This window comes from Streptomyces sp. NPDC052721 (genome assembly GCF_040678315.1).
Lineage (GTDB): Bacteria > Actinomycetota > Actinomycetes > Streptomycetales > Streptomycetaceae > Streptomyces.
Genome location: NZ_JBFATL010000037.1, coordinates 45,461 through 56,760, shown reverse-complemented (window position 1 = coordinate 56,760; position 11,300 = coordinate 45,461). Strand labels below are relative to the sequence as shown.

Below are 11,300 nucleotides of genomic sequence, written 5' to 3'. Positions count from 1 at the left end.
CCCGCGTGCCGTCGTGCTGTCTCGCCGGGCCGGCTTCGCGGTGCCCGCGTGCCGCGGTGCTGTCTCGCCGGGCCGGCTTCGCGGTGCCCGCGTGCCGTCGTGCTGTCTCGCCGGGCCGGCTTCGCGGTGCCCGCGTGCCGCGGTGCTGTCTCGCCGGGCCGGCTTCGCGGTGCCCGCGTGCCGCGGTGCTGTCCCGCCCGGCCGGCTCCACCGTGCCCCTTCCAGGTCCGGCGCCACCAGGGAGTCGGGCCGTGGCCCCTACCTCTAGCCAGGCCGGCGCCACCAGGGAGTCGGGCCGTGGCCCCCGCCGCGTCGGCCGGTGGTTCCGACGGGGTCCGCCGCCTCGCGCCGCTCCTGCCGGGGTCGCGGGACCAGGGCGGCGGATAACGGTTTGCCCCGGGCGTGGGGTGGCTCGGAGAATGCCTGGCCATGGGACATCTGGAAGCCGCGCACCTGGAGTACCACCTCCCCGACGGGAGGGCGCTGCTCGGCGATGTGTCCTTCCGGGTGGGAGAAGGGGCGGTCGTCGCCCTGGTCGGTCCGAACGGCGCCGGCAAGACCACCTTGCTGCGGCTGATCTCCGGCGAGCTGAAACCGCACGGCGGCAGTGTCACCGTCGGCGGCGGCCTCGGCGTGATGCGCCAGTTCGTCGGCTCCGTACGGGACGAGACGACCGTACGCGACCTGCTCGTCTCCGTCGCCCCGCCCCGCATCCGCGAGGCGGCGCAGACGGTCGACGAGGCCGAGCACGCCATCATGACCGTCGACGACGAGGCGGCCCAGCTGCGGTACGCGCAGGCCCTCGCCGACTGGGCCGAGGCGCGCGGCTACGAGGCCGAGACCCTGTGGGACATGTGCACCACCGCCGCGCTCGGCGTGCCGTACGAGCGCGCGCAGTGGCGGCAGGTGCGCACCCTCTCCGGCGGTGAGCAGAAGCGGCTCGTGCTGGAGGCGCTGCTGCGCGGTACCGACGAGGTGCTGCTGCTGGACGAGCCGGACAACTACCTCGACGTGCCCGGCAAACGGTGGCTGGAGGAGCAGCTCAAGGAGACCCGGAAGACGGTCCTGTTCGTCTCCCACGACCGCGAACTCCTGGCACGCTCCGCCGAGAAGATCGTCTCCGTCGAACCGGGCCCGGCCGGCGCCGACGCCTGGGTGCACGGCGGCGGCTTCGCCACCTACCACCAGGCCCGCCGCGAACGCTTCGCCCGCTTCGAGGAGTTGCACCGCCGCTGGGACGAGAAGCACGCCCAGCTGAAGAAGCTGGTCCTCACGCTCCGCCAGGCCGCCGCCGTCAGCCATGAGATGGCCTCCCGCTACCAGGCCGCCCAGACCCGCCTGCGCAAGTTCGAGGAGGCCGGCCCGCCCCCCGAGCCGCCCCGCGAGCAGGACATCACCATGCGGCTGAAGGGCGGCCGTACCGGCGTACGGGCCGTCACCTGCACGGGACTTGAGCTGACCGGGCTGATGAAACCGTTCGACCTGGAGGTCTTCTACGGCGAACGGGTCGCCGTCCTCGGCTCCAACGGCTCCGGCAAATCGCACTTCCTCAGGCTCCTCGCCGGCGAGGACGTCGCCCACACGGGGGAGTGGAAGCTGGGCGCCCGGGTCGTGCCCGGCCACTTCGCCCAGACCCACGCCCACCCCGAACTCCAGGGCCGCACCCTCCTCGACATCCTCTGGAAGGAACACGCCCAGGACCGGGGCGCCGCCATGTCCCGGCTGCGCCGCTACGAACTCACCCAGCAGGCCGAGCAGACCTTCGACCGCCTCTCCGGCGGACAGCAGGCCCGCTTCCAGATCCTGCTGCTGGAGCTGGCCGGTGCCACCGCTCTGCTCCTGGACGAGCCCACCGACAACCTCGACCTGGAGTCGGCCGAGGCCCTCCAGGAGGGTCTGGAGGCGTTCCAGGGCACGGTCCTCGCGGTCACCCACGACCGCTGGTTCGCCCGCTCCTTCGACCGCTTCCTGGTCTTCGGCTCCGACGGCCGGGTCCGCGAGACACCGGAACCGGTCTGGGACGAACGGCGGGTCGATCGGGCCCGCTGACCCGGGCCCGCCCACCACGCCGCCCACCGCGCCGCCCGGCCGGTCCGCCGCGCCGGGGCCGTCACTTCCAGCGCAGCAGCGCGCCCATGCCGCCCGCCGCGACCTCGTCGCCGGCCTCCTCCAGCACCGGCGTCAGCGAGACGACCGGCGCGTCCGTCACCACGGCCGCCCGCACCAGCGCGTCATCGGCGCGGGCCGGCCAGGCGTGCTGCTCGCCGATGCTCTTCAGCTCGGTGCGGCGGGCCGCCAGCTGGTCCGGGTCCTCGCCGATCCACACCTCGCGGTGCGTGTCCGGCGCGTCCGGGCGGATCAGCAGCTCGGCCAGCCGGTGCTCGCGCGCCGCCTCGATCAGCTGCGGCACACCCTCGATCGCCGCGGCCCGCCGCTCCTCGTCGGGCGTCCGGGCGGCCCGGTACCGGTCCACCTCGGCCAGGACCCGCTCCCGGACGTGCCGGGCCCGGATGTCCTCCACCTCCTGCGGCAGCAGCCTGCTGCCGACGCCGTGCGCGGCCTGAACCGCCCGGTCCCGCAACTGCTGGGGCAGCTGCTCGTGCACCGACCGGCACTCACGCTCCTCGCCGCACAGGATCAGCAGGTCGGCCCCGGTCTCGGCCTGGCAGGCCGCGAGCGCCTCGGCGATCTCCCGCGCGTTGTACTCCCAGGTGTTCTCCACCTTCAGCTGGAAGTGCCGCTCGGACCAGTCGGAGGCCTTCGACCGGTGCATCGGCCACTGCCGGCTGCCCGTGACATGCCCGGCCTCCTCCTGGAGCACCGCGCTGCGCAGCTCGAAGCCGGCACCGGTGCGGTCGATGTACGCCACCAGCGACACCGGATCCTCCCCGGCCAGGTCCAGCAGCGGTGTGACGTGCGGCAGCGTGCCCCAGTGCACCAGGCCGTGCGGCGGGGCCTGGGTCAGCGGCACCTGGAGCACCACCTCGCCGTTCCGGGCGAAGACGGCCCGCCCGTACGGCTCCGTGCTGTGCCGCAGCGCGTCCACGGTGTCGTACACCGCCCCGCAGGTGGCCTCGTCGGCGCCCTGCTCACGCAGCTGCCGGGCCACCGCCTCCGCCGTCAGATGCCGCCGGTGCTCCATGTCCTCGTCGTGCTGCGACAGGTCCACGTAAGCGGAGGCCCAGGACCCCGGATGTTCGTACAGTGGATTCAGGAACGCGAGCTCCATGGATTCCTCCCGGAAATCGCTCGGGGGCAGTGCGTGCCGGGCGGGTACCCGAAGCCCATGAACGAACACGACGAGCGGGGCACCACCATGACCGGAGTCGACCCCAGCCGGCTGGACGACCAGCAGCTCATGAAGGAGCTGGAGACGATCCACCGCACGCGCCACGACACTCTCCTGTACGGCTCGAACGACGCACTGCGGGCCCACAACGAGCGCATGGCGCAGCTGGAGGGCGAGTACCTGCGCCGCAACCCCCGCCGCCTGGTGAGCGCGGGCCGCACCCGCGAGGGCGCCCGTGAGCGCGGCTGCGGCGAGGCGGCGACTCCGGGCACGACCGGCACCTGACGCCGCCCACAGCAACATCCGCGGGACGGCACCCTCACGAGACACGAGACGAGGCACCCACACGAAAGGGCCGGCCCCCGACGGGCCGGCCCTCTCATCCCGCGTCCGTCAGCCGGCCTCGCCGGCGAACACGTGCAGGAACGCGTCGCAGAACGCCTTCAGGTCGTCCGGCTTGCGGCTGGTCACCAGCTGGTTGGAGCCGTGGTCGCAGATCTTCACCTGCTCGTCCACCCACGTGCCGCCGGCGTTCCGGATGTCCGTGCGCAGACTCGGCCAGGAGGTCAGCACCCGGCCGCGTACGACGTCGGCCTCCACCAGCGTCCACGGCGCGTGGCAGATCGCGGCCACCGGACGGCCCCGCTCGAAGAAGTCCTTCACGAACGCGACGGCCTTCTCGTCCATCCGCAGGAAGTCCGGGTTGGCCACCCCGCCCGGCAGTACGAGACCGCCGAACGACCCGGCCGACGCCTCGCCCACCACCTCGTCCACGGGGAACGTGTCCGCCTTGTCCAGATGGTTGAACGCCTGGATCTTCCCGGACTGGGTCGACACCAGCACCGGCTCGTGCCCGGCACCGGAGGCCGCCTGCCACGGCTCGGTCAGCTCGACCTGCTCGACGCCCTCGGGTGCCACCAGAAACGCGATACGCATGAACCTCAGCTTCCTTTCACTCTCCGCAGCGTGGCCCGGTGCGCCCGGGCCCGGCGCCTCCTCGCCCGGGCAGCCCGCCGGCAGCGCGCCAGCTCCTCGCCGTACGGCAGCAGCACACACACGCCGATCGCGAGGCCGATGCCCGCCAGATAGCCGGGCGACAGCGGGCGCCGGCGCGGCACCAGACGCCAGGCGTCCGGATCCCCGCGCCCCCCGCGCAGCAGCGACCGCACCTGATCGGCGTGCAGGCACATCAGCGAGGCCAGCCCGCCGAACGGCAGCGACTCCAGAAAGCTGTGGATGTGCTGCTCGACGGGCTTGACCTCACGGTCGCCGCGGACGGCGGTCCGCACGTCCCACAGCGCCGTCGCCTCGTGCACCGCCGCCGCGCCCAGCTGCACGGACAGCAGCAGCGGATTGACCTCGTAGCGCAGGGTGAGCGCGATGGGCAGGCCCACCTCGGCCATCATCAACGAATGGATCAGGGACTCCTTCGTCCCCGTCGTGTCCTCGATCCGGGTCCGCCGGTGCATCGCCCAGTCGGCGAGCCCCGGCACGAACCAGCCGGGCAGCAGCCCGTACAGCAGAAACCGCGTGGTGGCGTCCCCCACGTCGACCGTGGCACCGCGCGCGATGTCGGCCGCCTGGTCCTGACTCATGCGCCGCCCACCACGGCCTCGGCCAGCTGCTGCACGTTCTCGTACCGGCCGCCGTGCGGCAGCCCGGCCACCGCGTCGATCAGCCCGCCGGGCGCGTTGTTCCGGCGCAGCGCCCGGGCCAGCTCGCCCGGCTTCGCGGGGAAGGTGTGCCGGCTCAGGTGCCGGGCCAGCTCCAGCCGGGTCCGCTCCAGCGACGCCGGAGACCCCAGACCGCCCACCGGTCCGCTCCACACCTCCGGATCGTCGTCCGCGGCCGGCTCCGGGTCGTGCCACTCCTCGACGCGCGTGGGATGGCCGGACCGGAGCAGTCCCTTCAGTTCGTGCTTCATCTCGTCGTCCCGGTGGACGCTCAGCCGGTCACTGCCTCGCTGCATGTCTCCCTCCAGAGGGTCGAAGGTCCGCACCGCGTACCCGGTACCGCACGTCCGACACGGGATCGGCGCCGCCCGGCCACCGCTCGGCCTAGTGCTTCTGCCGGCCCGGCAGGAACTCCTGCACCTTCGCCTTCAGTCCCTGCTTGACCACCGAACCCCGGTCGGCGTCGCCCTTGAGGATCGACGCGGCCGTGGCCTCCATCTGCTCCCAGCTGGCGTGCGGCGGGATCGGCGGTACGGCGGGGTCGGTGAGGAACTCGACCACCGCCGGTCCGTCCGCGTCCAGGGCGGCCCGCCAGCCCGCCTCCACGTCCTCCGGCTTCTCCACCCGGATCCCGGTCAGACCGAGGGACCGGGCGAACGCCGCGTACTGCACGTCCGGGATCGCCTGCGACGGCAGGAACGACGGGGCGCCCTCCATCGCCCGCATCTCCCACGTCACCTGGTTCAGGTCCTGGTTGTTCCACACGGCCACCACGAGCCGCGGATCCGACCAGCGGTCCCGGTACTTCGCCGCCGTGATCATCTCCGCCAGGCCGTTCATCTGCATCGCCCCGTCCCCGACCAGCGCGAACACGGGCCGGTCCGGATGGGCGAACTTCGCCCCGATCGCGTACGGCACGCCCGGGCCCATCGTCGCCAGCGTCCCGGACAGCGAACCGCGCATGCCCGGCCGCATCGTGATGTGCCGCGCGTACCAGTTGGCGACCGACCCCGAGTCCGAGGTGAGGATCGCGTTGTCCGGCAGCAGCGGATCGAGCGCCCGGGCCACGTACTCCGGGTTGATCGGATCGGCCGACAGCCCGGCCCGCCGCTCCATCGTCTCGTGCCAGCGCTTCACGTTCGCGCACACCGTGTCGTACCACTCGCGTCCGCGCCCCTCCGCCTTCAGCAGCGGGATCAGCCGCCGCAGCGTGGCCTGGGCGTCACCGACCAGGTTCACCTCGTACGGATAGCGCATGCCGATCATGTGCGCGTCGATGTCGATCTGCACCCCGCGCGCCTTGCCGAAGTCCGGCATGAACTGCGTGTACGGGAAGGACGAGCCGATCGTCAGCAGCGTGTCGCAGTCCCGCATCATCTCGTACGACGGCCGGCTGCCCAGCAGCCCGATCGGCCCGGTGACGTACGGCAGCTCGTCGCTCAGCACGTCCTTGCCGAGCAGCGCCTTCGCCACCCCCGCGCCGAGCAGCTCGGCGACCTCCCGGACCTCCGCGACCGCGCCCGCGGCCCCCTGCCCGATCAGGACGGCCACCTTGTCGCCCGCGTTCAGCACGTCCGCCGCCCGGCGCAGCGCCTCGTCCGTCGGGGTCGCCGTGTAGTCGCTCATCCCCAGGCTGGAGGGCACCATCTTGAACTCGTGCGTCGGCGGCGAGTAGTCCAGCTCCTGCACATCACCCGGGATGATCAGCGCGGTCGGGCAGCGCCGGGCGTACGCCGTCCGGATCGCCCGGTCCAGCACGTTCGGCAGCTGCTCCGGCACGGTCACGGTCTCGACGAACTCCGAGGCGACGTCCTTGTACAGCGTGTGCAGGTCGACCTCCTGCTGGTACGAACCGCCCATCGCCGTCCGGTTGGTCTGCCCGACGATCGCCAGCACCGGCACGTGGTCCAGCTTCGCGTCGTACAGGCCGTTGAGCAGATGGATGGCGCCCGGTCCCGACGTCGCCGCGCAGACCCCGATCCGGCCGCTGAACTTGGCGTACCCGACCGCCTCGAACGCGGACATCTCCTCGTGCCGGGACTGGATGAACCGCGGCTGGTCCTCGGCGCGGCCCCAGGCGGCGAGCAGCCCGTTGATGCCGTCACCCGGATAGCCGAAGACCTGTTCGACGCCCCAAGCGCGCAGGCGCTCGAGGATGTGGTCCGAGACCTTGGTGCTCATGGAGAGACCTCCCGGTGCAGTACGAAGCGGACGATCCGGCCAGCGGATACCGAGTCACCTGCGCGGGGGACGGAAAACCTGCGGGGCGGGTACGGGGGCGGGTTCCGGGGCGCGTGGCGCGTGCCGTCGGCCGGACCGTCACCCGGCCGGCCCCGCGCGTCCCGCGAATGGGCTCCGGCCGCGCGCGGTACGGCGGCACGCGGGCTGTCATGGCAGCGAGGGCACGCCCCGTGCCCCTCCGTCACCGGGGCACCGCACGGTGACGCCGACGCCCTGGACGACGGCCACACCGTGCGCGACCGGTACGCCGGTGTACGCCGCACCGCGCACCGACGCCCGGCCGTCCCGCCGCCGCCCACCGTCCGCTGTCCGCTGTCCGCCGAGGAGCCCCTCCCATGCGCCGCACCGCCCGCGCCCTGTCCGCCGCCCTCGCCGCCGGTGCCGTGCTCGCCCTCACCGGCCCCGCCGCCGTCGTCGCGCCTGCCTCCGGCACCCTCACCGGTTCCGCCGTCGCCGCCCGCGCCTCCAGGATCCTGACCGGCCCCGCCGCCGTCGTCGCGCCTGCTTCCGGGACCTTGACCGGTTCCGCCGTCGTCGCCGCCCGCCTCTCCAGTACCCGCACCGGCGCCCGCACCGGCCCCGCCGTCGTCGCCGCACCCGCCTTCGGTAGCCTCGCCGCCTCCGCGTTCTGCGACCCCGCGGGGGGGCCGGCGCCGGTCACCCTGGCCGCCACCTCACCGGTCCTCCCGGACGGCGCCGCGCGCCTCAGCCGGGTCACCGTCCGCACCACCACGGGCGGCAAGCCGGGCGGCGCCGGTCCCTGTCCGTCCCCCTCCGGGGCCCCGGGCAGGCCGTTGACCGGCGGCCACCCCGTCACCCGGAGCGGCGAGGCCCCCACGGCGCCGGCCACGGTCTGCGTGGACGACAAACCGTGCGGTCAGGACGGCCGGCAGAACGCCGGGCGGGAGGGGGCCGGGGACGTACCCGCACTGGACGGCGTCGGGGTACCGGGCGTCGGGATCGGGCCGAGTGCGGGGCTCGACGGCGTCGGGCAGGACGGTCTCGGCCCGGACGGTGCCGGCGGGGTCGGCGCCGGGGAAGTGGGGCCCGGCCAGGTGACCGGAGCGGACGGGGGCGGCCAGGACGGGGGCGGGACGGGAGCCGGGCGGGACGGTGTCGGCCAGGACAGTGGTGGACGGCAAAGCACCGGGAAGGACTCCGCCGGGCGGGACGGCACGGGCAAGGACTCCGCCGGGCAGGACGGTTCCGGGCGTGAGTGCGCGGGGGCGGGGGCGGGCTCCTGCGGCCATGACGGCGAACCGTGCGCGGGGTCCCGGGAGGCGACCTGCGCGGACGGCCGTGCCTGTCGCGAGTCCCACGGCTCCGACTCCTGCACGCCGGCCGGCGTGCAGCACGGCGTGGACGCGGGACAGGGCGGCACCTTCAACGACTCGGTCCCCGCGCTGGCCGCCGGTGCCACCCTCCTCGCCGCCGCCTGCGCGGGCGCCGTCTACCGGCTGTTCGGCCACCGGCGGTTCCGGGGAGGCGAACACGCGGGGATGTGATCCGGGCAACTCCCAAAACCGCCCATGGAGGGCCGTTCGGCGGGTACACACCTCCCGAGGGCACCGCCGAGGGACCTCACCGGAACCGCCCGCCGCACAGCCGGCCCGGGACACCACAGGACACGGCACGACACGGACGACACGAGACGGACACCGGCCCACACAGGTCACAGACCCACACGGCACACGCGGACGGCACAGCAGCCCACGAGGACGGCACGGCCCGGAGCGGGCGGCACGACGGCACCACGGACTGCGCGGAGGCGGACATGCGGCGGACGGACCCCGGAGAAGGCCACGGCCCCGTCCGCTACGGCCCGCCGCTCCCCGGTGACGGCCTGCCCGTGCTCCCGGAACTGTCCGCCGTACTGGCCGCCGCCGCGAGCCGCGCCGACGCCCATCCCGTCGGCGGCGCCCCCGCCCTGCTGGAGGCGGCCTGCGGCTACTGGACCCGGCGCGGCCTGCCCTGCGTCCCCGACCAGGTGGCCGCCGGGCCCGGCGCCCCCGCCCTGCTGCTGGCCCTGACCGCCGCGCTCGCCGGCGACGGCGCGGACGTCCTCGTGCCCCGGCCCTGCCCCGCCTGGTGGGCCCCGTACGCCCGCATTCTCGGCCGGCCCGCCTTCCACGTGCCGACACCGGCCGAGGGCGGTGGCGTCCCCGACCCGTACGCCCTGCTGGAGACCGTCCGCCGGGTCCGCGCCGAGGGCGGCGACCCCCGGCTGCTGGTGCTGTCCGTCGCCGACGACCCCACCGCCACCGTCACCCCGCCCGAACTGCTGCACGAGACCGTCGAGGCCGCCACCGCCGAGGGCCTGCACCTGGTCAGCGACGAGACCTGGCGGGACACCCTGCACGCCCCGCACGACACCGTCCTGCTCAGCCCCGCCGAGATGTGGCCCGACCAGGTCACCGTGGTCACCGACCTGGCCGGCGCCCTGCTGCCCCCCGGCTGGCCCGCCGCCGTCGCCCGCTTCCCGGCCACCGACAGCGGACGGCACCTCCACGCGCGCGTGCTCGACATCCTCACCGCTCTCGGCGCGCGCCTCCCCGCACCGGTCGCCGCGGCCGCCGGCTACGCCCTGGACGAACCCCCGCCGGTCATCGAACGCCGCGAGGCCACCGTACGGTTGCACGCGCGCGTGGCCGCCGCCGCGCACGCCGCCGTCGTCGGCGCCGGGGCGCTCGCCCGGCCGCCGCAGGCCGGCCGGCACCTGTACGTCGATCTCGGCCCGCTGCGTGAACCGCTCGCCGCCCGGGGCGTCGGCGACGCACAGGAACTGGAGGACCTCCTCACCGCACGGCTCGGCATGCCCGCGCCCGGCGGCCACCGCTTCGGCGACGACCTCGGAGCGCTGCGCGTCCGGCTCGCCACCGGGCCCCTGCTGGGCGCCACGGACGAGGAACGCGCGGAATGCCTCACGGCACCCGAACCGTTGGAACTGCCACACGTGCAACGCGCGTTGGTCTCCTTGAGGTCGGCCTTCGACGATCTCCGCGACGACGCTCAGCGATGGGAGCCTCGATGACGCAGCAGACGCATGAGCCCGGCCCGGCCACGACGACGACCGCGACAGCCGGCGAACCCGGCACGCAGGCCCCCCTCGCGCCCCCTTTTCCGCCCCTGGCCGAGCCCCGCCCGCTGGGCGAACACCGGGTCTGGCCCCGCACGTTCCACGACCGGCTCACCGCCCCGCTGCCCGGCCTGAAGGCCCTGGCCCGCTTCGCCCGCGAAGGCGCCGTGCGCCCCGGCCCGGAAGGCCTCGCCGACGTCCCCCGCCTGCCCTACGCACCGGCCCCGCTGCCCCGCGTCGACACCCGCACCCTCGCCGTCACCTGGGCCGGACACGCCAGCTGGATCGTCCGCATCGGCGGCCTGACCGTCCTCACCGACCCCGTCTGGTCCCGCCGCATCCTCGGCACCCCGGCCCGCATCACCCCGGTGGGCGTGCCCTGGGAGAGCCTGCCCCGCGTCGACGCCGTCGTCATCAGCCACAACCACTACGACCACCTGGACGCCCCCACCCTGCGCCGACTCCCGCGCGACACCCCGGTGTTCGCGCCCGCCGGCCTCGGCCGCTGGTTCCGCCGCCGCCGGTTCACCCGCGTCACCGAACTCGACTGGTGGGAGGGCGCCGAACTCGCCGGGGTCCGCTTCGACTTCGTCCCCGCCCACCACTGGTCCAAGCGCACCCTCACCGACACCTGTCACAGCCTGTGGGGCGGCTGGGTCCTCACCGACTCCGGCGGACAGCGCCTCTACTTCGCCGGCGACACCGGTTACGGCCACTGGTTCTCCCGCATCGGCCGCCGCTACCCCGGCATCGACCTCGCCTTGATGCCCATCGGCGCCTACGACCCCCGCTGGTGGCTCAGCGACGTCCACTGCGACCCCGAGGAAGCGGTCCAGGCCACCCTCGACCTCGGCGCCCGCCGCATGGCCCCCATGCACTGGGCCACCTTCATCCTCTCGGCGGAACCGGTCCTGGAACCGCTCACCAGGGTGCGGACGGCCTGGGAGAAAGCGGGGCTGGAGCGCGAGGACCTGTGGGATCTGCCGGTCGGAGGTTCCCACGTGCTCGAGTGAGGCGTGGC

10 protein-coding genes are annotated in these 11,300 nt (G+C 74.3%); 5 read left to right on the top strand and 5 right to left on the bottom strand.

Annotated elements, in window-relative coordinates:
- The first annotated feature begins 429 nt into the window (after positions 1 to 429).
- The gene (locus AB0L21_RS29355) at positions 430 to 2,049 is read left to right on the top strand and encodes an ATP-binding cassette domain-containing protein (RefSeq protein WP_365787449.1); all 1,620 of its coding nucleotides are present in this window, start codon (positions 430 to 432) and stop codon (positions 2,047 to 2,049) included.
- Positions 2,050 to 2,110: 61 nt separating this feature from the next.
- On the opposite strand, the gene AB0L21_RS29350 is transcribed toward AB0L21_RS29355, so the two are convergent.
- Entirely contained in the window at positions 2,111 to 3,229 is a 1,119-nt protein-coding gene (locus AB0L21_RS29350) for a Vms1/Ankzf1 family peptidyl-tRNA hydrolase (protein WP_365706928.1), read from the bottom strand.
- Positions 3,230 to 3,286: 57 nt separating this feature from the next.
- Here AB0L21_RS29350 and AB0L21_RS29345 point away from each other — a divergent pair, with 57 nt between their 5' ends.
- A complete protein-coding gene (locus AB0L21_RS29345; RefSeq protein ID WP_365706930.1) occupies positions 3,287 to 3,574 on the top strand; it encodes a DUF6158 family protein in 288 nt (95 codons plus the stop codon).
- Positions 3,575 to 3,682: 108 nt separating this feature from the next.
- Here AB0L21_RS29345 and AB0L21_RS29340 read toward each other — a convergent pair whose 3' ends face one another.
- The 4 genes from AB0L21_RS29340 to AB0L21_RS29325 form a co-directional block, all read right to left on the bottom strand.
- On the bottom strand, positions 3,683 to 4,225 hold the full coding sequence (locus AB0L21_RS29340; RefSeq protein ID WP_365787447.1) for a type 1 glutamine amidotransferase domain-containing protein: 543 nt from the start codon (positions 4,223 to 4,225) through the stop codon (positions 3,683 to 3,685).
- 5 nt (positions 4,226 to 4,230) lie between these two features.
- Positions 4,231 to 4,884, bottom strand: a complete 654-nt coding sequence (locus AB0L21_RS29335; protein WP_365787445.1) for a diguanylate cyclase — start codon at positions 4,882 to 4,884, stop codon at positions 4,231 to 4,233.
- On the bottom strand, positions 4,881 to 5,258 hold the full coding sequence (locus AB0L21_RS29330) for a DUF2795 domain-containing protein (protein ID WP_365706936.1): 378 nt from the start codon (positions 5,256 to 5,258) through the stop codon (positions 4,881 to 4,883). Before AB0L21_RS29330 ends, AB0L21_RS29335 begins: the two co-directional genes overlap by 4 nt.
- Before the next feature lie 88 nt (positions 5,259 to 5,346).
- Positions 5,347 to 7,143: a thiamine pyrophosphate-requiring protein gene (locus AB0L21_RS29325; RefSeq protein ID WP_365706938.1), complete on the bottom strand. Its 1,797-nt coding sequence runs from the start codon at positions 7,141 to 7,143 to the stop codon at positions 5,347 to 5,349.
- Between the two features lie 395 nt (positions 7,144 to 7,538).
- Here AB0L21_RS29325 and AB0L21_RS29320 point away from each other — a divergent pair, with 395 nt between their 5' ends.
- The 3 genes from AB0L21_RS29320 to AB0L21_RS29310 all read left to right on the top strand — a co-directional run bounded on the left by AB0L21_RS29320 (position 7,539) and on the right by AB0L21_RS29310 (position 11,292).
- Complete coding sequence (locus AB0L21_RS29320) at positions 7,539 to 8,708, top strand: hypothetical protein (protein ID WP_365787443.1); 1,170 nt, start codon at positions 7,539 to 7,541, stop codon at positions 8,706 to 8,708.
- Positions 8,709 to 8,977: 269 nt separating this feature from the next.
- The gene (locus tag AB0L21_RS29315) at positions 8,978 to 10,234 is read left to right on the top strand and encodes an aminotransferase class I/II-fold pyridoxal phosphate-dependent enzyme (RefSeq protein ID WP_365706942.1); all 1,257 of its coding nucleotides are present in this window, start codon (positions 8,978 to 8,980) and stop codon (positions 10,232 to 10,234) included.
- Positions 10,231 to 11,292 carry an MBL fold metallo-hydrolase gene (locus AB0L21_RS29310; protein WP_365787441.1) on the top strand — a complete coding sequence of 354 codons (1,062 nt, stop codon included), beginning with the start codon at positions 10,231 to 10,233 and terminating at the stop codon, positions 11,290 to 11,292. Before AB0L21_RS29315 ends, AB0L21_RS29310 begins: the two co-directional genes overlap by 4 nt.
- Positions 11,293 to 11,300 lie beyond the last annotated feature (8 nt).

What these genes read in the sequence shown, in the direction of transcription:
- AB0L21_RS29355 (WP_365787449.1), top strand. Translation starts at nt 430, where the DNA reads ATGGGACATCTGGAAGCCGCGCACCTGGAGTACCACCTCCCCGACGGG.
- AB0L21_RS29350 (WP_365706928.1), bottom strand. Translation starts at nt 3,229, where the DNA reads ATGGAGCTCGCGTTCCTGAATCCACTGTACGAACATCCGGGGTCCTGG.
- AB0L21_RS29345 (WP_365706930.1), top strand. Translation starts at nt 3,287, where the DNA reads ATGAACGAACACGACGAGCGGGGCACCACCATGACCGGAGTCGACCCC.
- AB0L21_RS29340 (WP_365787447.1), bottom strand. Translation starts at nt 4,225, where the DNA reads ATGCGTATCGCGTTTCTGGTGGCACCCGAGGGCGTCGAGCAGGTCGAG.
- AB0L21_RS29335 (WP_365787445.1), bottom strand. Translation starts at nt 4,884, where the DNA reads ATGAGTCAGGACCAGGCGGCCGACATCGCGCGCGGTGCCACGGTCGAC.
- AB0L21_RS29330 (WP_365706936.1), bottom strand. Translation starts at nt 5,258, where the DNA reads ATGCAGCGAGGCAGTGACCGGCTGAGCGTCCACCGGGACGACGAGATG.
- AB0L21_RS29325 (WP_365706938.1), bottom strand. Translation starts at nt 7,143, where the DNA reads ATGAGCACCAAGGTCTCGGACCACATCCTCGAGCGCCTGCGCGCTTGG.
- AB0L21_RS29320 (WP_365787443.1), top strand. Translation starts at nt 7,539, where the DNA reads ATGCGCCGCACCGCCCGCGCCCTGTCCGCCGCCCTCGCCGCCGGTGCC.
- AB0L21_RS29315 (WP_365706942.1), top strand. Translation starts at nt 8,978, where the DNA reads ATGCGGCGGACGGACCCCGGAGAAGGCCACGGCCCCGTCCGCTACGGC.
- AB0L21_RS29310 (WP_365787441.1), top strand. Translation starts at nt 10,231, where the DNA reads ATGACGCAGCAGACGCATGAGCCCGGCCCGGCCACGACGACGACCGCG.